At 59.7% G+C, this 24053-nt stretch carries 15 protein-coding genes; 8 read left to right on the forward strand and 7 right to left on the reverse strand.

Annotation, left to right across the window (positions count from 1 at the left end):
* Positions 1-110: 110 nt before the first annotated feature.
* Positions 111-1580 carry a DUF1501 domain-containing protein gene (locus R3C19_10550; GenBank protein MEZ6060793.1) on the forward strand — a complete coding sequence of 490 codons (1470 nt, stop codon included), beginning with the start codon at positions 111-113 and terminating at the stop codon, positions 1578-1580.
* A 304-nt stretch (positions 1581-1884) separates the two neighbouring features.
* Here the strand turns inward: R3C19_10550 and R3C19_10555 are convergent, their stop codons facing one another.
* Both R3C19_10555 and R3C19_10560 read right to left on the reverse strand, forming a co-directional pair.
* The gene (locus R3C19_10555) at positions 1885-5475 is read right to left on the reverse strand and encodes a M56 family metallopeptidase (GenBank protein ID MEZ6060794.1); all 3591 of its coding nucleotides are present in this window, start codon (positions 5473-5475) and stop codon (positions 1885-1887) included.
* A 1-nt stretch (position 5476) separates the two neighbouring features.
* Complete coding sequence (locus R3C19_10560; protein MEZ6060795.1) at positions 5477-5860, reverse strand: BlaI/MecI/CopY family transcriptional regulator; 384 nt, start codon at positions 5858-5860, stop codon at positions 5477-5479.
* A 278-nt stretch (positions 5861-6138) separates the two neighbouring features.
* Here R3C19_10560 and R3C19_10565 point away from each other — a divergent pair, with 278 nt between their 5' ends.
* On the forward strand, positions 6139-6261 hold the full coding sequence (locus R3C19_10565; GenBank protein MEZ6060796.1) for a hypothetical protein: 123 nt from the start codon (positions 6139-6141) through the stop codon (positions 6259-6261).
* A 427-nt stretch (positions 6262-6688) separates the two neighbouring features.
* Here R3C19_10565 and R3C19_10570 read toward each other — a convergent pair whose 3' ends face one another.
* Together R3C19_10570 and R3C19_10575 are read right to left on the reverse strand one after the other, a co-directional pair.
* On the reverse strand, positions 6689-7750 hold the full coding sequence (locus R3C19_10570) for a hypothetical protein (protein ID MEZ6060797.1): 1062 nt from the start codon (positions 7748-7750) through the stop codon (positions 6689-6691).
* An 831-nt stretch (positions 7751-8581) separates the two neighbouring features.
* Complete coding sequence (locus R3C19_10575; protein MEZ6060798.1) at positions 8582-9598, reverse strand: hypothetical protein; 1017 nt, start codon at positions 9596-9598, stop codon at positions 8582-8584.
* A 429-nt stretch (positions 9599-10027) separates the two neighbouring features.
* Between R3C19_10575 and R3C19_10580 the strand changes: the two genes are divergently transcribed.
* Positions 10028-13069, forward strand: a complete 3042-nt coding sequence (locus R3C19_10580; protein ID MEZ6060799.1) for an MMPL family transporter — start codon at positions 10028-10030, stop codon at positions 13067-13069.
* 361 nt (positions 13070-13430) lie between these two features.
* On the forward strand, positions 13431-13904 hold the full coding sequence (locus tag R3C19_10585; protein MEZ6060800.1) for a hypothetical protein: 474 nt from the start codon (positions 13431-13433) through the stop codon (positions 13902-13904).
* An 82-nt stretch (positions 13905-13986) separates the two neighbouring features.
* On the opposite strand, the gene R3C19_10590 is transcribed toward R3C19_10585, so the two are convergent.
* The gene (locus R3C19_10590; GenBank protein ID MEZ6060801.1) at positions 13987-15129 is read right to left on the reverse strand and encodes a DUF1570 domain-containing protein; all 1143 of its coding nucleotides are present in this window, start codon (positions 15127-15129) and stop codon (positions 13987-13989) included.
* Positions 15130-15272: 143 nt separating this feature from the next.
* On the reverse strand, positions 15273-17414 hold the full coding sequence (locus R3C19_10595) for a hypothetical protein (protein MEZ6060802.1): 2142 nt from the start codon (positions 17412-17414) through the stop codon (positions 15273-15275).
* 215 nt (positions 17415-17629) lie between these two features.
* Between R3C19_10595 and nagB the strand changes: the two genes are divergently transcribed.
* Together nagB and R3C19_10605 are read left to right on the forward strand one after the other, a co-directional pair.
* A complete protein-coding gene (gene nagB, locus R3C19_10600) occupies positions 17630-19567 on the forward strand; it encodes a glucosamine-6-phosphate deaminase (protein ID MEZ6060803.1) in 1938 nt (645 codons plus the stop codon).
* A 63-nt stretch (positions 19568-19630) separates the two neighbouring features.
* Complete coding sequence (locus R3C19_10605) at positions 19631-19804, forward strand: hypothetical protein (protein MEZ6060804.1); 174 nt, start codon at positions 19631-19633, stop codon at positions 19802-19804.
* A gap of 245 nt (positions 19805-20049) precedes the next feature.
* On the opposite strand, the gene R3C19_10610 is transcribed toward R3C19_10605, so the two are convergent.
* A complete protein-coding gene (locus R3C19_10610; GenBank protein MEZ6060805.1) occupies positions 20050-21198 on the reverse strand; it encodes a cellulase family glycosylhydrolase in 1149 nt (382 codons plus the stop codon).
* Between the two features lie 792 nt (positions 21199-21990).
* Here R3C19_10610 and R3C19_10615 point away from each other — a divergent pair.
* Positions 21991-22779 carry a carboxypeptidase regulatory-like domain-containing protein gene (locus tag R3C19_10615; GenBank protein ID MEZ6060806.1) on the forward strand — a complete coding sequence of 263 codons (789 nt, stop codon included), beginning with the start codon at positions 21991-21993 and terminating at the stop codon, positions 22777-22779.
* 172 nt (positions 22780-22951) lie between these two features.
* Entirely contained in the window at positions 22952-24007 is a 1056-nt protein-coding gene (locus R3C19_10620) for a c-type cytochrome (protein MEZ6060807.1), read from the forward strand.
* Positions 24008-24053 lie beyond the last annotated feature (46 nt).

Here is a 24053-nt window from a genome sequence, read left to right on the forward strand (position 1 = left end):
TCAGTGGCTTCCGTCCCGTGAAGTCGCTGAAATACAGGAACGAGTGACGAAGTGAGCCGCGGCGTGCGCGCAATCGCGCCGCCGCGGACACACGTGCAAAGGGACCGGCCATGACACGACATTTCCCCTCACAACAATTCCCCTGTGGTCAGTCGCGACGCGAAGCCGTCTGGAACATGGGAGCCGGATTCGCCGGAACCGCGATCACAGGTCTGCTGGCCGGTGATGGTTTCTTCCACCGCAGCGCCGCTGCGGCGGAAACCGCTTCGCTGAATCCGCTGACTCCGCAGCCATCCGGATTTTCCGCTAAGGCGAAAGCGTGCATCTTTCTGATGATGAATGGTGCTCCCAGTCAGGTCGATACGTTTGACTTCAAACCGGAACTCATCAAATACGCCGGCCGGCAGCTTCCGGAAGGCAAGAACTACATCAATTCCGGTGGCCGAAAGGTCGGATACCTGACGCCGAACTGGAGACGATTTCTGCCCGGCGGCGAAAGCGGTCTGCTGATTTCCGATTACTTCCCGAACGTTCGAAAACATGCCGACAAACTGGCGGTGATCAATTCGTGTCATACCGACAGCCACGCTCACGGATCCGCACTGGTCGCCATGAACACCGGCAAGACGTTCATCGGCCGGCCGTCGCTGGGAAGCTGGTGCGTCTATGGACTGGGTACCGAAAACCAGAGCCTTCCCGGTTACGTCGTCATGCTGGATAAGCGGGGCGGACCGATCAGCGGGCAGCCGAACTGGGCCAGCGGTTTCATGCCGTCGACATTTTCCGGCACCCTGTTTCGACCATCGGGGAATCCGATTCTCGATTTGAAGGGCCCCGAACATGTGACCGTCGATGTTCAGCGCGAACAACTGGACCTGCTTTCTCAACTGAATCAGAAACATCTCAGCCGGCGCCCGGACGGATCAGAGCTGGCGTCTCGTATGAACACCTACGAACTGGCCTTTCGCATGCAGTCGCAGGCTCCCGAAGCCGTCGGTCTTTCCCAGGAAACTCCGTCAACACTGGACATGTACGGCATCGGTCGGCAGCCGACCGATGAGTACGGCCGCAACTGCCTGATCGCCCGCCGACTGGTCGAACGGGGCGTCCGCTTCATTCAGTTGTACTCCGGCGGAGGACATCTGGAAGAAACCTGGGACGCTCACGAAAGCATCGAAAAAAATCACGGCCGCCACGGGGCCGAAGTTGACCAGCCCATCGCCGCTCTGCTGACGGATCTGGAACAACGCGGTCTGCTGGAAGAAACGCTGATCGTCTGGGGCGGTGAATTCGGCCGCATGCCATTCAGCGAAGGCAGAGACGCTCCCGGCCGCAACCACAACCCGTACGGCTTCAGCATGTGGTTCGCCGGCGGCGGTGTGAAGGGAGGCCTGCGATACGGCGAAACCGACGAATTCGGCTTCGAAGCCGTCATTGACCGAGTCCACCTGCACGACATCCACGCCACAATCCTGCACCTGATGGGCCTGGACCACGAACTGTTGACCTACTTCCACCAGGGCCGCGAAGAATCGCTGACCGACATCGGCGGACACGTGGTCACAGGAATTCTGGCGTAGCTCTTCACGCGTCCCCCAGGAAGTTGTCCACTGATTTGCACAGATTCACACAGATTTCTTCCGCCCCCAACATCCCGTCATTCCCGCGCAGCCTGCACCCGAGTAGTCGGGTGGCGGGAACCCAGCGTCCGCGCACCCACCGCTCCCACCGCAGGAACTGTCCGCAGATTTCACAGATTCACACAGATCAATTCCGTCCAGGAACAGCGAGCCGAGGACGCGTCATCTGTGAAAATCTGCGAAATCTGTGGCTGAACATGAACTCCTCCGAGAATGAAGTCGGATGATTTCCTGTTGCCAGTCCTCACCGAGGGCGTTCACCGGTCAGCAGAAATTCCGGCGGCTGAATCTGGTTGGGATCGTTGGTCCAGCGAGTTGAAAAACCGCGACCTTCTTTCAGACGACGCTCGGTGTAACGTTCGAAGTCAGCGATGGAAATTGCGGCCACGTTGTGTTTCGCCGCCGCGGCTTTCAGTAATTCCAGATTCGCGCTGAACCTCTCTCCGGCATTTCGTTCTGCGGCAGAGGACTCTTCGGTGGCTTCGGGAACTCGCCCGATCACAAGAAACTTTGTATTCGCCGTGATGCCGGCTCCCACAGGACTGCCGGTTCCCGATTGAAGATCCCCCGCTGCATCAATGCTCACGTCACGCACATACGCCGCATCAAACCAGGCAATGTTGCGCAGGTCATCCAGATCGGCAAACGCAATATGTTCGACGGGCTGGATGGCTCGAATGGCCGAGTAGGCGTGTTCCCAGAGTTCGATAGCCGCACGATTGCGAGTGATGTACAGCCGACCGATCTGCGTGTTGTCGAGACAACCGATGTCCATGTCCGACTTGTCTCGCTTATCCAGATCGCTGGAATTGATTGACACGTCATCGAACCACATCAAAATGCGAGCCCTCACTTCACCGTCCTCCGCCTCCGGCCCGAGCAAGCGAAACGCCCGGTCCTTCTGTTCGACGGTCCAGTCCACGGGCGCCGCCGTTCGAAGTTCCTTTGCAAACGTCGCCAGAAGTTCGATCCGGTTCGGAACTGCAGGAGCAGCGTCGACGGTGTCAGCATTGTCTATATCGTGCAGAGTTTCAACGGTGATCTTCACATCCGAAGGTTCATCCGCAGGACCATCTGTGACCACGTACTCAAACGTCACCAGATACAGGTACGGTCGCAGGCGGAATTCGAAGCGTTCGAGAGTGCGGCCGGCAGGAAGTGATTTACCCAGTCGGTATGTTTTGTCGCTGACTTCCTGGTTGCTCCTGCCTTCCCAGCCAAGAATCCAGCATTCCTCGCCGTCGGAATCGAAACCACGAATCTGGAAGTCATATTGTTTCTGATGACTGATCGGCTGCCGCAACACCATGGCCGGTCCGTCAGGAACCTGGGGATAAGGAATGGTTCCTACGTGTTTGATGACAATTCTGTCGTAGAAAGAGCGGTACGCGTCGTCGTCAGCCAGCGGGTTGAGGACCTCGCCGCTTTCGGCCGAAACCTGAAACCATCTGCCCCAAGGGCGGTCGGTTACGGCGACTTTTGCAACTTCCTCAAACGAATCAGAACTGCTTCCAGGAAACTGCGTTTCATCCCGCAGTCGGCCGGAAACGCGCAGCAGGTAGGGATCATTGACCGGGTCGTGCGAAAAATTGCTGCCGGATGTGGGCAACTCAAAACTCAGCGACGGCTGGGATGCCAGTCCGCGAAAGCGAAACAGAAAATCGCGAGCGTCTGGGTCCAGGGAGACACTCTTCGGATCACGCCGACTGGTCGTATTCCCATCATGGAGAGTCAACCCCTTCGGCCACTCACCGACACTTTCATCAAGCCGGCGCCCATCCGGCTTCCAGCCTTCCCTGGCCGGGCGAGTGTTCTTTGTGATGCCGACGAGTTCCACGGAACGCCCGTCAAGAAGTTCGGCCACGTAGCTGTCCGGCGGGGGAACGGGAATCGATTCCACAGAAGTTTTCACATTCGACTTCTTCTCCGGCTGCAATGACACGTTCTCAAACGTCACCCAGTGACGATACGGCCGCAGGCGGAATTCGAAGTGATCGATGTCGTTCAGCGGCAGGTTAAAGACTTCGGCGATTTCGGGGCCGGACGGGCCGTCCCAGGCCGTGCGGCCGTCGTAGTCCTGGCGTTCGCCGTCAGCCGTGACGGCGACAAGCTGTGACTGAGCCCTGTCGTCAAAGCCTTCCAGGCCGGACCAGCAGAAGAGGCACGAGCCGACTCGTTCTTCCATGTGATCCGGTTTGATGTGTTCGTAGGCATCGCGGCAGGCAGGCGGAATATCGACCGGGCCGATGATCATTCCTTTGCCATCGACTTTCTGCCACGGACCCCAATCGACATCCGTGACGCCGACTTTCGCGGAAACCACATCACCGTCGTCTGCAGGTTCGGCAATGACGCGAGCCACTCCGGATTTGTCCGGAATCAGGTACATTCGCAGGCCAGGGACACGGTACGTCAGGCCGGGAGTGTTGTCCGGACCGTTCCACCTCGCGAATGCTTCTCCCTTCCAGCGAAAAATCAAATGCCGTGCGTCGCTGTTGAATCGATTTGCCGTGTCACGCCACTTCTGGATCTCCGGCGGCGTTGCAAAGCGAGTTCCGTTGGCCTGCCATATATCGGCAGGATCGCTGTGTGAATGAATCGCCAGCAACTCGACTGACATGTCGTCACTGATTTTCGCCACGAAAGATTTCGTTTCGGCCGCGTCGTCAGCCGTTGATTCGTCGGCGTCGGCCGTCGTCGATGCCCAGAGTGCGCCGAGGAGCAGTCCTGTCAGCACAACGGCCAAAGCGGCTGGACCAGCGTTGCCTCGTTGTTCGTCGGGAGACGGTTCGGGCAGCAATCGACGAACGCGACTCAGCAGTGATCCGCCTTTCGCACCCAGCACCAATGCTGACGGAACACCGGCCGATCGGAATTCTTCAACGGCCAGGAGTGCTCGACCGTATTCGACCTTGTTGCCCAGCGCAGCCACGACCAGATCGTCGCAGCAGTTTTCTCGTTCTTCGCGAATACGACTGGACAGCCACCAGACAGCGGGGTGATAGAAAAACAGTGTTTCCGCCAGGGTCTGCAGCAGGTTGACCAGATAGTCGTAACGGCGAACGTGAGCCAGTTCGTGAGCGAGAATGGCTTCCAGTTGCGACGCCGGAATGTTGGCAAGAAAACTCGCCGGCAGCAGAACCACGCTGCGGAAACACCCCACGACGATCGGCGACGTCACCAGCGAAGACGCCAGCACGTTGACTCGCCGGTTCACCTGCAACCGTTCGGCAACGCGGTGCAATGCCTGTTGCACGGATTCGGAGACGGGTGATGTGCCCGCCGTCCGCAACCGCCGCACATTCAGCCAGCTCCATACCGGCCGAATGGAAAACAACAGCACTCCGCAGCACCACACCGCGACGATGATGTTCAACCACGGTTCCAGCACTCGGGCGGCGCGTTCATGCCACGACGGTTGCGAAGTCGGAGCCAACGGAATTGGAGATGCGGAAACAGCAGGCTGCGCCGCGGGTTCAGGTTCGGTGAACTCAGGCGATGCCCCGGAATATGGCGGCGATGTAAAGACCGCTCCGTCTTCAACCGAAAGTGGCGGTGCCTGCGATTCAGAAGGGCTGATCGGTATTTCCACCGATGCCACAAATTCGGCTTCCGGAATCACAAACCATGTCGCGATCGGGGCGGCCATCATCAGCACCATTGCCGACAGCAGAGTCAGGTACCGCCCCGCAGCGGATTGCCGATTCAGCAGTCGCAACGCAATCCCTGCCACGACGGCGATCGCCGCGAACTGCCACAGCGAATGAACCAGCGTCCAGCCGAGTCGATCGATCGTGGGTTCCAGGGCCGCTGTGAAGGTTTCGAGAGAAGTCATCTCACTTCCCCTCCAGTTCATCCAGCAGCCGACGCACGTCCGCCAGTTCCTCCGGTGACGCTTTCGCCGACTTCAGAGCATGCAGCACGAGACTCATGGCCGCACCGTCGTAGACCTTGTCCACCAGATCCTTCACCAGCTTCCTGCCGGCGGAATCGCGCGTCACAGCAGCTCGGTACACCTGTGGCGACGCCTGTTCGTCGCGTCGCACCAGTCCCTTATCCAGCATCACCGACAGCATCTTGACGGTGGTCGAATACGAAGTCTGCTTCGATCCCTGCAGAGCGTTGTGCACCTGTCGTGCGATACACGGACCCTGGTCCCACAGAATTCGCAGGATCTGCAGTTCCACCTCTGTCGGCTGATTCGACGCCTGGCGAGCCATCACGAAATTCTCCTGTCAACGGGCACCCACGGTGGCGAACGAATTCGCCACTCCGGCACAATGTAGCGAAAGAATTCGTCACGTCAATCAAATTCTCCCGGCAGGCCGCCTGCGGGACCTGTGTTCGGCGCCGTGGCCGGCTGAGAAATGCCGTCGTCTGCGGCAACGCGTCGCTGCCTGTGCCGAACGCGACTTTCACGTCCGCCGATGCGGCTCGCGCGGGCTGAGCACTGGGGGGCACGCGAAGGTAGCGAGCCGTGGCAGGTCGATCATGCACCATGCAACCGGCTCTTGGCACCAGCGAGCAGCGCGACGTGAGTCCGCTTTCGCGGCAGCGCGGCACCGGCGGGCTGTCGGCGACTTCCGGGCGAACGCTGGTGACAATGCCGGTGCCGGGGTGAAAGCTCGGATCGCGACTTAAGGCGTGCGGCGGATGAGAATCTACCGCCAGCCGAAGGCGCCGCTGCCCCGGTTCTCAGCGAACACAACCGCTTGCGGGCGGGGACAGCCCATCTGCCGCTCGCCTATGCCGCGGCGGGGCAGAATGAGACATTCGGGCTCGCGGGAGTAAGAAAAGCAAAAGAATCGGCGTCCGCCGCGGCCCGTATAATACTGCCAACTGGTCTCGCGCGACGCCGAACTGCTCACGAAGCGGAAGGGTACCCATTGTGGCGGCGTACTCCGTGCGGAGGTCCTTTCTCCGGCGCGCGACTGTTGACGTCCCGAGAAAACCGCAGGACCGAGCTTGATACGCGTCACCGGACAGTGCCTGCATGATTCGCTTCAGCAGAGTCCCGTTCTGCGTGACGAACGGGAGAACATCCGGGGCTATCGGATCTGGGGAACTTCCATCAGTGTGGGCTTGATGTCGAACACCCAGAACTTATCCGGGGGGCCGTTCCGGGGAATTGAGAAGATTTCGGCCGTGTCGATGACTTCGCCCGTCTGTGGATGCGGTTTCGGTTTGGAAGTAAATTCCCTGGCCAGAGCAACCAGGCGGGGATCGCTGTCGCTGTCGAAGGAGCCGATGGTGACGACAGATTTGAAGCGATCGTGGTAGACCCAGGCATCGTAGTCCTGATCGTAACCGAACTTCCTTGCCATCCGCAAAGCCTGACAGAGCTGCCAGGCGTCGTTGGCTGAGGCGTCCAGGCTATCGCCGAAGAACTCGTCAAAGTGGTTCATCGCCTTCCAGTTGGTCTCATGGCCGACCTGCATGACGGAACTTCCCGAGAACGAAGCGACCACGAGAGTGTATTTGCCCTTGTTCTTCAGCAGTGAGTACTCCATTCCGGAATTCAGTTGTTTGACCACCGGATCGATCGTGTTGTTGCCGAGATCTTCGGATGACCGCAGCGGATTCGCCACAATCATCGCCCGGCTGAGTGCTCGCCGACGACCGGGAGTGCTGGGAAGAATGCCTCCGTTGCGTTTGTCTTTCAGGAATGAAGGCTCGAACCTGTTCTTGACAAAATCCAGGATCATCCGTGCGTCTTTGTCTTCGGCGGTCGGAAAGTTTCCGGCCAGCACGGCAATGAATTCCTGTCGGGCGATGTATTTTCCAGTGGAGTGCCCGGCGGTATAGCCGGCGGACCGCAGTTCGCCGAATTCTTCCTGCTGCAGGAACGTGTAGGCCGGAATTCCCTTCAGGCGCAGTTCATAGACCAACGCGTCAGCCGCTTCCCAGGCGCTCAGGCCGTCGGTCTTGCGAAGGTCTTCGGGAACGTCACGCAGGCTGGCCACCATAACCATCCAGGGGCCATGCACCTTGTCCAGGGAATAGCGTTTTCCCTTGACGGCTTCAACCTTGGCGACAGCGGAAGCCGCATTCAGCAGCGTGGCGGAAAGTAACAACAGGTACGTCAGACGACGTGGGCGAAAGGAAAACATCCGTGTTGTCCCTGGCGAGAGAAGAGAGGTCTGACGGCGTGCCGACAACAGCACCAATCGAAACAACTTTCGTGCGCAGAGTCCCGGAACGTGGTCGTTCCGCGAAGGACGATGCAGACCGGGCGATTCCCGGACGACTTATTTCGACCGGCTGCTTCAACAGCCTGTGAAGGCCGCAAACGGTGAGAATTCGATGCGGCCGGAGGGAGCGGCAGGGTAGTCAGACTCCGGAATCAGGTCCAGATGACTTTTTTCCATTCGAACAATAGAACGTTAGAACGATAGGGAAATGAGCGAATTGAGAATGGAGGAATCTGCACGAATTCCCCATCCCCTATTCTCCACTCGCTCATTCCCCATCGTTGGTATCCCCGCGATCTGCTCGCGAATCTGGGTTCCCCCGGAATTCGGGAGATTCCCTCGACGGCGTTCAAATGCGGCTCATCTGGGAGACCGGGAACCCGCATGGCCTTCCGCGGCGGTTGATCCCCTGAACACAGACTGGAAAGCGAATGTCGCGGAGGCGAAGTCGTGTGGACACATGCACGCTGCGTGAGTCTGTGTCGCGCTTCCGGGGCTTCGACAAAGCTCCCGGTGCCAATCCGGTGGCTCCCGCCATCGGCTTACGTTATGTCGGCCCAGTTGGCCTGAAACGCATTTGGACCGACACCCGCGTTTCCCGGAGGAATCGAACCGACTTCACCCTCCAGCTCAGGCACAGGAGGGTGAAGTCTGGATTGAATCGGGAGCAGGGACGCTGGAGGGGTATCCGCTCGTTGCCGGCCGTACCGCAGCCCTGCGAAATCGCAGCAGCTGTTTTGCGAATGGCGGCTAAACGAACTGTGAGAAGAACTGGTCGAAGAACAGCAGGTCGTCATCCGGTGTGAACAGCGAATCCGCATTGACGGATGCCGCCATCGTGCTCGGCGCGGTTGATTGAGTCCCGGTGACGGTCAGCTTGTCGGACGGCTCCTCCGAGGGCGACGTCACAACGGTCGTTCCAGCATCGCTGCTGTCGGCGTCGACGACACTGGCCATGGTCCCCCCGGTACCAGTTCCTGTCCCGGTTCCGGTGCCGGTGCCGGTTCCGGTGCCGCCACCGCCGGGTCCGGGAGTCATGAACGGGTTGTCCGGCATGTGCATTTCCAGCGCTACCTCCGCGGTAAACTTGCGGCCATCGGTGGCTCGGACGACAACCGTTCCGGAGGTATTCCACGGCACCACGTCATAGGGACTGAACGCGAAGGTGCCGATCGCGGAAAGTCCTTCACTGGTGGTCAGCCAGGTTGTGGAATCTGCTCCGCGGTATTGAATCTGAATCACATCCAGCGGATCAGGGTCGATCACGCGCCCCTTAATCAGTTCCGAATCGGTTCCGATCCAGTCAAATCGCGGCGCGGTGTTTGTATCTACTCCCACCAGTGTGATGGAGACCGTCTCGCCGACCTGCTGAACCATCGACATGCTTGAATCAAACCCAAACTCAATTGGGGTAAAGGAAAAATCTTTCGTTTCACCGGGCGCCAGGTTGTCAAAGATCATGATGACAAACAGGCCATCGGCGTTGACATCCGTGAAGGAATAGGTGGACGGCCCTGCGTTTCTCTGCTGTTCCACAACCTTGATGTAGTCAAATGCCAGGTTGGAATCATTCCGGAGGTAGCCGCGAATGATGAATGCGTCGTAGTAATCAATCTCGACGGACGGTGGCTGCCCAAGGCCGCCGACCGAAAGCAGTTGCCTTGACTCCAGTTGCTGTGGAGCGACCGACATCACAGCACGGCGGCGCGTCTTCCGGCCAGGGAAATAATTCGACAGAACATCTTTGCAAATTCGGGTGCCAATCATGGGTGCCATTCCTGCTTGTGAACCAACCGGGAAGAAAGGACATAGAGAACCAGGCTACGGTCACGATTCCCGGCGTTCCTGGTATTTTTGCTGAGTGCACTGTGCGGGTTTTTCTGACCCGCCTTCTGTTTGAATCGGATCTGCCCGATCAGGCGGACGTGAAAAAAACCGAATTTGCGACAATTCCCCTGGAATTCCTTCAAGCCGGCTGTGGCGGCCGTGAGTGCGGGTTTTCCCGGCGCTGGACAGATGCACGACCGTAGCTGCGGAAGTCCGCCGGGCCCGGGTGTTCGCCGGACTTGGACCAACTTTGCGCGGCAACCGGGATTCGGCTGCAGCAGTTATCCGGCTGGTGACGATTACTCTGATAAGCGGGCTCTCCGCCGCGACCGGCGGGTCGTTACGGTTTGACCATGGACGGTCATTTCAGTGTCAGCGAAAACAGATCAACGGACCGGCCTGCTGCGAAGGCTTCTTCGAAGCGTGGTGGGCTTTGTCGCCCGGCGACCGCGACTGTCCCTGTGGATGGTGATGATTCCGGCCTGCGCTGCGGTCGGCCTCACGGTGCTGGAACTCAGGCTGCGAACCAGCCGCGCCGACCTGATTGATCCCGACACCGAATTTTCCCGGGCATGGACGGAATATTCCGAGGTGTTTGGTTCCGATTCGGACTTCGTCGTCGTCGCTCAGACCGGCAGCCCGAATCCACAGCTTCTGCAACAGGTGCTGACTGACCTGGGCGAACGGCTTCAGCGCGAACCGGACGTGTTTTCCAACGTGCTGTATCGCATTGATCAGCGAACGCTGCGTCGAAAGGGGCTGCAGTTCCTGTCGGAAGCGGAACTGACATCCGCGATTCGAACCGTCGACCGCTACGCACCAGTCATTGCTCAGAAGCAGTGGGACCGCATTCGCGTCGACCAGCACGCGGCGAGCCTGGCGCAGGAGCTTCAGACGCAGTCCGGAGTCGATCCATCGTCGAATTCCGCGTACGCGTCGGCCGAACGGTTCGCCATCAGCCTGGACCGATTCCTAGCGCTGCTGCAGCGAGATCCGAACGGCCGGCAACTGGACACCGCTTCCTTCCAGTCACCCTGGCCGCAGATCATCGGAGTGGACATCGAAGCCACGGCCGAAGACGCGGAAGTCGCCTATCTGATGAATCCGGAACGCACGGTCGGACTGCTGCATGTGCAGCCGGTCGCCAGCGATTCGGAATTCAACGCCAACGAACATTCCATTCGGCAGCTTAGAAACCACATTCAGGAAATTGTCGCCGAATATCAGCCGTCCAGTCCCGACCTGAAACTGTCGCTGACCGGAGTTCCCGTGTTGGAGCATGACGAACTGGCCAGATCGGGCCGCGACATGCTGAAGGCCGCAGTGATCGCGTTCGTTTGCGTCGGGCTGCTGCTGACATTCGGCTTCCGAACGGCTCGCCACCCGCTGTTGCTGCTGCTGACGGTGGTCGTGGCACTGTGCTGGACGTTTGCCCTGGCGACACTGGCCATCGGTCACCTCAACATACTGAGCATCTGTTTTGCGGCGATTCTGATCGGGCTCGGCGTCGATTTCGGAATCCATTTCCTGTCGCGGTATCTGCACCTTCGCCAGGAACTTTACGAACTGCAGGAAGCTCTGGAACTGACTGCGGAATCCGTTGGTCCGGGAATTCTGACGTCCGCGCTGACGACGGCGCTGGCGTTCGGAAGCGCGGCGCTGACCGGTTTTCCGGGCCTTGCCGAACTGGGAATCATCGCCGGTGGCGGAATCCTGATCTGCGCATTCACAACCTTCACGTTCCTGCCGGCTCTGATTTCGCTGTCGGACGCGGAAGTCGAAATTGATGAACTGCCGCAGCCGCTGAATGCTCGCTGGTTTCGAGCCGCGGTGGCCGGCTTTCCGCTGGTCGTGATCGGAGTTTCCGTGCTGGCAATCGGCGGAATCAGCAGCCAGGCGTTTTATCTGAACAATCAGACTCTGGCCTGCCGCGTTGGCTACGACGCAAACCTGCTGCGCCTGCACGACGCGACGATGCCCAGTGTTCAGGCCGAAAAGACGCTGACAGACGCCGCCGACGAATCTCTGCTGTACGCGGTCGCCGTCGCTCATTCCCGCGACGAAGCTCTGCAACTGGGACAGCAGTTCGCGGCACTGCCGTCGGTCCGGCGAGTCGGTGAGCTGGCCAGCCGCCTGCCGGATCCGCCTTCCGCGGCGAATCAGCAGTTGATTCGCAGCCTGAACGAAAAGCTGCGCAACCTGCCGCAGAGCTATCCGGACTTCGCTGCGCTGAGTCCCGGAAGTGTCGGCCGACAGATGGAAGTCCTGCTGAAGGAACTGAAGCGGTCGTCGACGTCGGAAGCCAGGACCGCGGCGGCTCTGCTGGATCATTTCCTGGACAGCTTCGCGGAACTGAAACCCGCCCGACAGGCGGCGTTTCTGGAGGCGTACCAGAACCTGATGGCCGCGTCGCTGCTGAAGGAATTTGACCAGGCCGCCCGCGCGTCAGAGCTGGCTCCCGTGGGCATGGCCGACCTTCCGGCGGAGTGGCGGCATCGCTATCTGCGAGCCGACAACGATCAGGAAGCGTGGCTGCTGAAGGTCTATCCCAGGGAAGACATCTGGAACGATGTGGAACTGGCGGCTTTCGTTCGCGACCTTCGAACCGTCAAGGCCGACGTCACGGGAGTCCCGGTGCAGAACTACGAATCCGTGACTCAGTTGCACCGGTCCTACAAGGCGATCGCTTTGTATTCGCTGGGCATCATTTCCCTGTTCCTGTTGCTCGATTTTCTGCGTCCGGGTCAGAAACTGCTGACGCTGGTTCCGCCGATGGTGATCGTGGGTTTGATCGGATACACGATGTTCCGCCGAGCGGGAGAAGTGAACGTCGACCTGCTGGTGATTCTGTACCTGGGTATGGTGGGATTCGTCGCGGCGGTGCTGGATATCCGCAACCTGCGGGACACACTGCTGGCACTGCTGCCGCCGCTGGCCGGCGGAATCATCCTGCTGGGAATCATGGCGCTGGCCGGGTTCCACTTTAATCCGCTGAACCTGATCGTGCTGCCGCTGGTTCTGGGCATTGGCGTCGACAACGGCATTCACATGGTTCATGACTGCCGCCGGCAGGTCGCCGCTGCGGCGGAATCATACGTGCCGTCAGCGGACACGCTAAGCGGAGTCCTGTTTACGTCGCTGACATCAATCGTGGGATTCAGCAGCCTGCTGGTATCCGGGCACCACGGATTATTCAGCGTCGGGGCAGTTCTTTCGATCGGCGTGGCCTGCTGCATGGCGGTGGCCCTGATTCCGTTGCCGGCAGTGCTGACGCTGGTGGCCCGCCATCAGCCGGCATCGATGGAGCCGGTCCTGCTCAGAACGCCGAAATCCGCCGACGCCGCGTCCGACGACAGCAATCAGTCGTCGAAGAAGCAGCAGCAGCCACAGCAGCAGAAGAAAGCTGCCTGAGCAGCGATGCGCTGATCGGCGGCATTCACAGCCCGGAACCCTGCTTTCCCCGGTGTGTGCTGTTCAGAACCGTGAACACGGCGGCAGTCGCGGCATGGCAAAGTGTTGCATTTCGGCATCCTCGCTAGTGCAAATTGATGCGAAAAACCGACGCACACTTCCGTGCCGGATTGACGTTGAGTGCCTGACGGCTTCCGTAAGTCCTGTCTGCAAAGCCGTTTGCTGCGACAATTAGATTTCGTGGCCTGGTTCGTCCTGTTCCGGTGCGACCTTTGCAACTTACGTTTCCCATCCTCACCTCGAAGGACCCCCTCAACACAGACACGCGTTTGTCACTCGTTGCAGGAACGGCACCTCCGCTATGAACCAAAAGAAACGTCAGCGACTCAACATCCAAACGGACGGAGAGACGGCAACAGTCGGACTGGACTGCATCGAAATCTGGGACGGAGCCGACCTGGCTCTGCTTCGCGAAGTGCTGACCGAACTGATCGCCATTAACGGATTTCGCTCAATCGGAGTCGACCTGGCGTCCGTGAAGTACATTCCCAGCGGCTTTTTCGGAATGCTTTACGAATGGTACGAAGACGGAATCCACATCCATCTGCATTCGCCGCAGCCCAATGTTGAACAGATGTTGTGGTTTCGAATGTTCTTCAAACGCTCGGAAGTCGGCGACTATCAGCTCTGCGACAAGGAAGTTCGCAACAACACGCCGGGTGAACAGGTGGAATATCACCGGCGGGAATTCCACGACGACGATGAGATTTCCGAGGACGATATCGACTCCGTCCGCTTCGGCGTCTCCACTTCGCTGACTGCCGATGATCGCTGAGAATCGGTGATGGCGGACGACGATGTTCCGCGACGCACCGGTGCCACGTCGCACTCGACGCCGGTCGGTGCGCAGCGAGACTTCATCGGGGCGGACGGATGCGAGCCATGTATCGAATCAGTTCGGCCTCCAGTTCCTCCGGCGGTTGCTGAACGGCGTCGGCGAATTCCTTTCGCCACGCATCACCGCTGACGCTGACGACCGGCTTTCGCTGCTGCACCGACATCGTCAGCCGATCAAACGCTTCCCGGTTTCGCCGAACCAGATAGAACGTCAGCGCCCAGCCTTCGGCATAGGCTTCGGCAACCCGGTCCGATGTCTGAAACGGCGCGTTTGACGAAATCAGGTCGTCCAGAGGCAGCGCCGGCGTCCCGCGTTCGGCGGCCGTTGTGAATGCCGGCAGACGCGTGCGGCTGGGCAGCCCCGGACCGCTCCACAACAATGTGCCCCGGTTGCTGACGCCTTCGAAGTACACCGCCAGACCTTCAACCATCCACAGCGGATTATCGGCGTAGCGCACCTGCAGGCCCGTATTGAACGCCAGTTGATGCACGCCTTCATGAACGATCGTCTCAACCATACGCGTTTGATTCCGCAGGTACTGCAGCAGCGAACGGCGATTCGACGAAGCGTCCTGCGGAATACCCTCCGGAAGCAGCATCTGGTTGAATCGAATGGAGTAGTACCCCGGCACGTCGGTGAATTCGATGTCAGGATGCTGACCGTGTGCGAATTCCAGGTATTGCTGCGGCGTGCGAAAAACGATCACCGGCAGCGAAACGGCCGGAGCGGAAACGCTGACGGGGGACTCCTTCCAGAATTCGAAGTACTCGGCCGCAACCCGTTCCAGCAGTTCTCCCACATACATCGCGTACTCGGATGACCCGTTGGAACACACCAGGAATGGCCCGGCGGAGGTCACTTCGAAGCCGCCCGGAAGCTGTTTCAGCAATTCGGCGGATAGGTCTTCGGAGCTGAGATAGCGAAACGGTTCATTCCGCGTTTCTCTGCGCCGAACCGCGTCGGACGGAATCTGGTGCAGCGTCGCGTTGCGTTCTTCAAACAGATGCGTGCCGGCCGTGTCGGTGGCCAGCAGTCGTCCGGACAGCGTCCGTTCTTCCGTTCCGATGACCGCCGTGATTTCTTCCAGCATGTGGGACAGTTCGGGGACCGGCGCATCGTTCGATTGAGCCTGCGGCGTCTGCGCGAAAAGGCGCGTCGGCATCAGGAACAGAACCGCAGCGATCCCGGCCAGAACTGCTTGTCGATGGAATCCGATTCGCCGGCCGGACGTCGCTTCGCACGGCCTTCGAAAACGCCACGAAGTCCCGGGTTTCGAGTTGTCACGCGGCAGCGGGGACACGGTTCCTACGTCTCTTCGCTCGGGTTTAACGCGATCAGCGGTGCGAACCATTTTTCGTACCCGCCGCCTCGAAAGATACCGGAAACCACAAAGCCGACTCCAGGCGAAGTCAGCGCCGAACTCCACAGCCCGCCGGAAACCGCGCAATCGTCAATCAGATAACCATCTTTTCGAGCGACACGGACCGAATCATCGGACGACCAGACCACAGGTTCCGCTGCGTCCGACTGCAGCAGCATCGCGCGGCGAGTGCCTGCTTTGCTGTCCGCCAGGCAGACCAGAAAGATGTCGGTCAGCGAATCGGAACCTTCGCACTCGATAACGTCGATGGCTGTGTAGAACCCGGTGATCGTTTCGCCCGGCTGCATGTGGTTCAGGACCGTTCGAGCCGCGTGACCGGCAACGTCCGCCAGCGGCGCCGCGGGCGCACAGCGCTGCCGGAAGCGAGCGACGCTGGCCGAATCAATGGTCGCCTGCATGTCGACGGCCGTGCGGCGAAAGTACGCTCCGGTTTCCAGCAGCACCGATTCGACCATGGGAGTCAACTGGTCCGTAGCAACGACGCCGGCAACCAGGTCGTTCAGAAACAGTTCGGTCAACTCGTCGGCAGGATCCAGATCCGGAGGTTCAAACCGTATTCCGTCCCCGGCACCGCCACCGTCGCGCGTCAGTGACTGAAACAGCGACGCCCGCTGTTCCGGCGGCAGCCTGCGCACCAGCGCCGTTTGTTCGATCAGCTTCTCCGCCTGCTGTGCCGAAACTGCGGTCACCGATGTCAGAAACGCATGGATCGATTCGACGCTGCCTCGAATCGGATCGGTGCCGGCCTGTTTTGGTCGGTCGTTCGCAAGAGACAACCGCAGGTCCAGCCGGTGCTCGACGTCCGCCTTCCACTTCGCGGTGTCTCTTTCGGTTGCACCGTGAATGTAGTGCGTGAAGAAGTGTTCCAGTTGCTTTGCGATCTGTTCGCGCTGTTCGCGAGTCAGCATGGCGGGATCATTGATGCGCAGTCCGGCGGCGCGGTGTTCGGCCAGGCAGCGATACAGATAGATGCGGTCGTATTCGCTTCGAAGCGGCAGCGACGTCACCAGCCGCAGAGCTTCCTTCAGAGATTCGCGGGACAGCGGAAATCGCTGAGTGAGTTCGGCGATCTCCGAGCCCAGCACCCACGCGGGATCTCGCTGGCGATGACCCGGACCGTAGACGTTGGAAACTTCCACACCCAAAACCGTCACCACGTCGTGCAGCACGGCGATGGCCTGACGATCGACGACGTTTTCGACGAACTTCGCGGCTCCGCGTTTTCCCAGTTCCGTCGCCAGCCACCACGCGCCGACGGTCAGCGGATTGGCGCCGGCGGCGAAGCGTCCCAGGTACGCTCCGCGGCTGAGATACGACAGCCACGGTGACGCCTTCTGATACGCTCCATAGCTGGTAATCGCCCGGCGAACGTAGCTGTACAGCGAATTGATGTTGTACTGTTGAACGTCCAGCGGAAGCTGTTCCAGCACAACCAGCACGTGCAGACAGACCCGACTGGCGGCTCGCGCGAGCTGTTCGAAGCTGGTTTCCAGCAGCGGATTCCGGCTGCCCGGATTGTAGACTCGCGCGACACGCTGAATCAGATCGAAGACTTCATTGCGGATCGCATCGTTGTCGATTCGCTCGGCGACCCAGTAGCCGTTCGCGCGAATCTTCTCGTAGACTCGCTGAGCCTCCGCTTCCAGAATTCGCTGCACCTGACGATCCTGCTCCGACAGCCGAGCGACGGTGTCGTGGCTCAGATGCGCGTCCTGAGTCACGTCCGGGTATTCCAGGAATTCGTGGAATCTCACGAACCGATCCGCCAGCTCGCGCTGCCGTATTTCCAGTCGAGCCGTTTCTTCTTCCAACTGCCCGGCGACTCGCAGCCGCAACTGTTCGAATTCGGTTCGCTGCCGATCGAGTTGCGCGGCTTCGGATTCGGGCAGGTTGTCTTCAGGAAGCTTGCGCAGCAGCACGAGGCTTCCCACAGCAACCGCGGCTCCGGCGATCATCGCGACGAACGCGCCGGACCACGCGGGAACAGCCGACAATCCCGCCGCCAGCATGATCGCGACGCCGGCAACGACGGCAGCAACGGGTTTCCAGAGCCAGCCGGAGGGCATTTTGAACTCCGCCTTCGAATCAGTGAGTTTCGGCTTCTTCGGCCACTCGCCCACGCCACGCCGACCAGACAGACGGACGCGGGCCGGACGGCATCTTCCCAGGAATGCCGTCAGCCGTACAGCAACGAAGCCGCCGGGCATCGATCGAAAACCGCGCGCGAATCGATAGAATCCCCGCTCGCTCATCCCCACTTCTTGCAGGAAACGCTGAGTCAATGGCTGTCAATCAGGACATCGGAAAGCTGGAGCATCTGAAATGCGAAGTGTTCACAAACGCGTCCGAGGCAGCTCGGCATGTGGCGAATGCCATGTCCGATCTGATTCGCAGCCGGGCCGCTGAGGGAAAGAACTGCGTCCTGGGACTCGCCACCGGTTCGACGCCCACGGGCATCTATGACGAACTGGTCCGCATGCATCGCCACGACGGTCTTTCGTTCCGCAACGTGATCACGTTCAATCTAGACGAATACTATCCGATGCAGCCCGATGAACTGCAGAGCTACGTGCGGTTCATGAACGAACATCTGTTCGATGCCATCGATATCCCGAAGGAAAACGTCCACATCCCGGACGGTACCGTGCCTGCCGAAAGAGTCGCGGAATACTGCCAGCAGTACGAACAGGCAATCGCCGACGCCGGGGGAATCGACATTCAATTGCTGGGGATCGGCCGCACCGGACACATCGGCTTCAACGAACCGGGATCCGATGAAACTTCGCGCACTCGAATGATCACGCTGGATACCGTCACGCGGATCGACGCGGCCAGCGATTTCTTCGGGGCCGAAAACGTTCCTCGCAAAGCCATCACGATGGGTGTGGGAACGATTCTGCACGCTCGAAAAATCTTCATCCTTGCGTTCGGCGAAAACAAGGCGCCCATCGTTGCTCGCACGGTTGAAGGCGACCCAAGCCCCGCCGTTCCCGCGACGTACCTGCAGCGGCACGAAAATGTCGAGATGCTGCTGGACCAGGCCGCCGCCGCGGGGCTGACGCGGACTCTGTTTCCGTGGCTGGTGGGCACCGTTCAGTGGGAACCCGCTCTGGTTCGACGAGCCGTGATCTGGCTGGCCGAAAAAATGAACAAGGCCATCCTGAAGCTGACCGATTCCGACTACAACGAAGAAGGGCTGCAGGATCTGCTGGTCGAATACGGTTCGGCGTACGAGATCAACCTCGAAGTCTTTCGCCATCTGCAGGGAACGATCATCGGCTGGCCCGGCGGAAAGCCGCAGGATGCGAAGCGTCCCGGAGACCGGCCCGGACGCTTTGACCACATCTTTCCCAAACGCATCCTGTGCTTTTCCCCTCACCCGGACGACGACGTCATCTCCATGGGCGGCACGCTGATCCGGCTGGCGAAGCAGGGGCACGACATTCATATCGCCTATCAGACGTCCGGCAACATCGCTGTCTTCGACGATGACGCCATCCGCTTTGCCGAATTTGCCGCGGAGTTCTGTTCGGAATTTAACGTCAACTCACGTGAGATTACCGACCTGGAATCTCACGTCGATGAGTTCCTGAAGAACAAGAAACCGGGCCAGGTGGACAGCGACGTCGTGCAGAAAATCAAAGCCATCATCCGCCGCGGCGAAGCGCGAGCGGGTGCTCGCTGCTGCGGCATCCCCAATGAGAAACTGCACTTCCTGGACATGCCCTTCTACGAAACCGGACGCGTTAAGAAAAAGCCGCTGGGCGACAAAGATATCGCCATCATCGTCGAACTTCTGAGAGATCTGCAGCCACATCAGATCTATGCGGCCGGTGACTTGTCGGACCCGCACGGCACTCATCGCACCTGTCTGAAAGCCATCATTCTGGCGTGCGACCTGTGCCGCAACGATAGCTGGTTCCGGGACTCAGAAGTCTGGCTGTATCGGGGAGCGTGGCAGGAATGGCCCGTGTATCAGATTGAAATGGCCGTGCCGCTCAGCCCGCTGGAAGTCAGCCGCAAGCGTCAGGCAATTTTCAAACACGAATCACAAAAGGACCGAGCTCTGTTTCCCGGTCCGGACATGAGGGAATTCTGGCAGCGAGCCGAAGCACGCAACGCTCATACCGCCGAACGGTACGACGCGCTGGGACTCGCCGAATACGAAGCCATCGAAGGCTTCGTGCGGTGGGATGGAAAATGGGGCCTGGACGACTGATCGGAAAAACGTGTCCGCCACCCGGCCGCGATTGCGCCACCGTCAGCGATGAGGACCACCTTTATGCATCAACCAACGGTAACTATCGGCTGGGGAACGCTGGCACTCATCAACGCCGGACTGGCTCAGGGCAAGAACCGCAGCGGCCTGGTCTGGTTCCTGCTGTCCGTGCTGCTCGGCCCGATCGCCACATTCCTGATCGTAATCCTCGACCGCGTCCCGACGCGACCATCGTGATTCCCCCGCCACCGCCGCCACCCCGTCATTCCCGCGCCCGCCCCGTCATTCCCGCGAAGCCTGCACCCGCGCAGGCGGGTGGCGGGAACCCGGCGACTGCGCACCCGCCGCTCCCATCGTTGTGAACTGACCACAGATTTCACAGATTCACACAGATCAATTCCGGCCAGGAACAGCGCACCACGTCCACGTCATCTGTGAAAATCTGTGAAATCTGTGGCTGTGGCTGAATTTTCACTCGCCGCTCAAGCGACTTGTTTCGGCGTCGCCAGTTCCGCGAATTTCTCCAACCACTTCGCGGTAATCGCTTCGCCCAGTGAGGCGTTCGGTTTCGACGTCAATTCGCTCGCGGTGGCTCCCCAATAAAAGCTGATCCAGCCGTCCACGTGCGTCGACGACTGGTCGATGAACTCCGCCAGTTCGTCGATGCTGCATTTCAGCGGAAACATTTCCTCAATCAAAACCGGCTTCCCTGTTTCGTACGCCTTCAGAGCGGTCAGGGCCTTTTCGATCTCACCGGATTTGGGATAGAAGTGGACCGCGACAAAGTCGAGTCGCCTGCCGACGCTCGGCGAATGGAACAGTGGCTTCCCGCCGCCGAACACAAACACCCACGGGATCACACCGACGGTGACCATGTGCCGTTCGTCGTGCCGACGGATCGCATCGACCATCAGATTCACCCACTTTTCCGCGACCTCTTCCCGCGAGCGACCATTCAGATCGAGCGACAGCCGCTGCACGAAGAACTTGCCTGCCAGCTCTCCGGTGAGCCAGTCTGTTGACGGTTCTCCGGGAAGAATCGGTTCATTCATCAGGTCGTAACAGAAAATGGCGGGACTTGATTTGCAGACCTCCGCCACCGATTCCCAGAACCTGGCCTGAGCCGTCCAGCGATCTTCCTCGGACAAGTCGTCGTACCATTCGGGAATGTTCTTCCGGTGGTAACACGCCAGCCCGGTGATATCCAGATACAGCCCGGTTTGTTCGGCCAGCGTCACCAGCTTCGCAAGCTGAGCCAGCGCCGCGCGGTTCGGCTGCTGAGGTGAGTCCATAAACTTGCCGAACTGCAGATGGACCCGCACACAGTTCGCTCCCAGTTCTTTGATCTCGCGGAAGTCCTCGACAACGGTCTCCCATTCGTCAACCCAATACTCATCAAGCAACCGGCCGGAATGATCGTGATCGTAGTTGACGCCCCACACCACAAAGCGTTCGCCGGCACTGCCGCGGACGAAGTGAGTTCCGTCGTCGCTGACACGCACCGGTTCCGGTGGCTCCGCCGATAACGGCCGAGCGGTCATCAGCACGATCGCAAACAGCGCCGCGCCGGCATGTGGAAGATGCGCACACAAAAACGCAGCCGGATGAAGGAGTCGTGCCAATGGTCGCATCGCATCGCCTTGATGAAGTCAGGGGCACACTGCAGAACTGTCGCCGTTCACGATGGAAACTGGCTGCCATCGTAGCCGGAACGGCGGCGTTTCAGACAGGCTCCGCAGAAATTCCGATTCCGTCGCACCGGCATGCCAAACGTCCGCAGCACTTCGTGCCATGTGCAACCATTCCGGCTGATCCGAGCCCGCAGCGAGGCAACCGTGCGGCACGCCTCGGTCATCTCACCGCCGGTGCGAGTCTGACAACTGGCTGTGATTGACCGTCGAACGAGCGACATCGTTTCGAGTGCAGCGACACGTCACCACTGTCCCTCACGCCGAACCGCGTGTGCGGCGATCGTCGACGTCCAAGAGGGAAAGACCTGATGAAAATGTGTGCAGCGACTCGATCAGTGTGCCTCGATCCGGACACGGCATGCTCAAAAGCCCGATCCATACGCGCAGTCACGCACACTTATGGCACACACCGTGCGGACTCGCACGTCACTTCGATCTTCATCCGGTCGATCGGCATTGTTCGGCACAGTGCCATTTGTGGAAGTTCCGACTAACGCAACTGAAGCGAATGTGCCGGTTGGCGTTTCTGAGGGGTTCCCTGTTGCGTTGCGGGGAAGTTCTTTCCAGGTCTGAAGAAAGCCCGTGGCGCTGCTTTCTCGCGACAACTCTTTGGCACACCGCCTGCTTCCGTTCAGGCACAACATTCATGACACGGTCAGTTTCCCAACCATGTGGCTCGGTTCGTTTTCCGAAGGAACCGGGAAACACGTTTTCAACACGGAGTGTGCAAGAGTGATGACATCAGCTATGAGGTCTGCGCAGCGAGTAATTTGCCGATTCTGGGTAATGGCGGGTGCGGCATCCATAATTCTGGCCGGCACTGGCGTCGGCGGCGCGCTGGCGGCGGATACGGGGTCGTTTTCCGGAGTCATTCTGTTTGACGGCAACGTTGTGGAACTGCCGCCGCTGGTGGCAGCCGGGGCTGCCGTCAAGGACGCGGAAGTTTGTTCTGCGGAACCGGTCGCGGACGAGTCGCTTGTTGTGGGGGAAAACAAGGGAATCGCAAACGTCTTCGTGTATCTCCGCCGCGCGCCAAAGGGCTACAAGGGTGAAGCTCCAAAAGAGCCTGTGGTCATCGACCAGAAGGGTTGTGCTTTCGTTCCGCACGCGATGACCATTCAGGCGGGCCAGAAGGTGCTGGTCAAGAGCAGCGATGCGATTCAGCACAATCTGCACACCGTGCCAAAACGCAATCAGTCGACGAACCTGCTGATCAAACCGAATGAGCAGGATGGAGTGGAAATCGAGTACCGGCTTGCCGAAGCGGAACCCTTCAATGTGAAGTGTGACATTCACGCGTGGATGTCGTCGTATCACCTGGTGCTGGATCACCCGTTCATGGCGGTGACCGACGAAAACGGCAAGTTCCAGATCGACGGCCTTCCGCCCGGAAAGCACGAATTTCGTGTCTGGCACGAACGCGGTGATGTGCTTGAAAAAGGCCTGAAAGTGGACGTCGCGGCCGGCAAGACCGAAGAGGTCACGCTGAAGTACGGCTCCGATCGCTTTCCCGCAAAGTAGCGACGTTTGCTGACGCCGTTCAGCCCGGCCGCACCGTGCAGCCACGGTGCGTGCGACACGGTCGCTCGTTGCGGGCACCGGCCTGAAAAACGCATGTCCGTTCTTCAGGTCATGAGATTCTCGACCTTCTCCCTGTTTTCCGGTGTGAGAACCAATGCTTTCAGGATTCCGGATGATTGTACGCAGTGCCGTTGACACACGGTTCGCGGTGGCAGCCATGGCGGCTCTGGCAGTCGTCGGATGCGAGCGGGCGGAGCCGTTGCAGTGGGCGTCAGGCAGGGAAGTGCAGGCTCTGCCCGAACAACTGCAGCAGGCCGTGAATGATGTCGTGCATGAGCATTCGGGAAGTGCCGTTAACCCGAAACTCGTCAGCAAACCCGATGCGCCGCTGGCCTTCACTCTGCATCTGGAACACGGCCAGGCGGTCTACATGCGTCGGTGCGTGCAGTGTCACGGAGTCTCCGGTGCCGGCGACGGACCGGCCGCTGATCTTCTGTATCCGCGTCCCCGCGACTACACAAAGGGCATTTTCAAGTTCACGTCCACGCAATACGGCGGCAAGCCTCGTCGCGAGGACCTGGTGAGCACTCTGCGCCGGGGAATCACCGGCACGTCGATGCCGTCATTCAGCATCCTGCCGAAGGAAGACATCGAAGCCGTTGTCGACTATGTGATGGTGCTGTCTCAGCGCGGAGAACTGGAACTTCAGTTGGCGATGGAAGCAGACGTTTCGGAGGAACTGGATCCGGAATACGTACCGGAATTCGTGGAAGACGTGGTGCGCCGCTGGAATGAGGCGGAAGCCGATCTGACACAGCCGCTGACTCCTCAGCCACAGCTGACTCCCGACCGTGTGACCGAAGGGCGCAAGGCGTTTCTGAGCAAGGGCTGCAGCAAGTGTCACGGCGACGACGGACGCGGACACACCAAAGACAACATCGGCCGCGATTCGTGGGGCTACTCGACGCGCGCCGCCGACCTGACTTCGGGAATGCTGCACGGCGGTCAGGAACCAATCGACATCTATCGCCGGATTCTGAACGGAATCAACGGAACTCCAATGCCGGGGTTCAGGAGTTCGCTGCAGGAAGAGCCGGAAACGATCTGGAACCTGGTGGCCTATGTCCTGCACGTATCCAACCGCCGTCGCGAAGGAGAAGCCATTCCGGCGGGACTGATGAAACCGTTCGATACCGGCCATGCGTCCGATTCCGAAGCAGGTGAGTAGTCGGGCCGGACGAAAACAGGCCAGCGGCTGAGGGTGATGTGAGTTC

The sequence above is a fragment of the Planctomycetaceae bacterium genome, assembly GCA_041398785.1.
Classification (GTDB): domain Bacteria; phylum Planctomycetota; class Planctomycetia; order Planctomycetales; family Planctomycetaceae; genus JAWKUA01.

Bases quoted from the DNA above. Each gene is read 5' to 3' on its own strand.
- nagB (MEZ6060803.1), top strand. From the start codon at position 17,630: ATGGCTGTCAATCAGGACATCGGAAAGCTGGAGCATCTGAAATGCGAA.
- R3C19_10595 (MEZ6060802.1), bottom strand. From the start codon at position 17,414: ATGCCCTCCGGCTGGCTCTGGAAACCCGTTGCTGCCGTCGTTGCCGGC.
- R3C19_10550 (MEZ6060793.1), top strand. From the start codon at position 111: ATGACACGACATTTCCCCTCACAACAATTCCCCTGTGGTCAGTCGCGA.
- R3C19_10565 (MEZ6060796.1), top strand. From the start codon at position 6,139: ATGCAACCGGCTCTTGGCACCAGCGAGCAGCGCGACGTGAGTCCGCTT.
- R3C19_10585 (MEZ6060800.1), top strand. From the start codon at position 13,431: ATGAACCAAAAGAAACGTCAGCGACTCAACATCCAAACGGACGGAGAG.
- R3C19_10560 (MEZ6060795.1), bottom strand. From the start codon at position 5,860: ATGGCTCGCCAGGCGTCGAATCAGCCGACAGAGGTGGAACTGCAGATC.
- R3C19_10605 (MEZ6060804.1), top strand. From the start codon at position 19,631: ATGCATCAACCAACGGTAACTATCGGCTGGGGAACGCTGGCACTCATC.
- R3C19_10590 (MEZ6060801.1), bottom strand. From the start codon at position 15,129: ATGCCGACGCGCCTTTTCGCGCAGACGCCGCAGGCTCAATCGAACGAT.
- R3C19_10575 (MEZ6060798.1), bottom strand. From the start codon at position 9,598: ATGATTGGCACCCGAATTTGCAAAGATGTTCTGTCGAATTATTTCCCT.
- R3C19_10570 (MEZ6060797.1), bottom strand. From the start codon at position 7,750: ATGTTTTCCTTTCGCCCACGTCGTCTGACGTACCTGTTGTTACTTTCC.
- R3C19_10610 (MEZ6060805.1), bottom strand. From the start codon at position 21,198: ATGCGACCATTGGCACGACTCCTTCATCCGGCTGCGTTTTTGTGTGCG.
- R3C19_10620 (MEZ6060807.1), top strand. From the start codon at position 22,952: ATGATTGTACGCAGTGCCGTTGACACACGGTTCGCGGTGGCAGCCATG.
- R3C19_10555 (MEZ6060794.1), bottom strand. From the start codon at position 5,475: ATGACTTCTCTCGAAACCTTCACAGCGGCCCTGGAACCCACGATCGAT.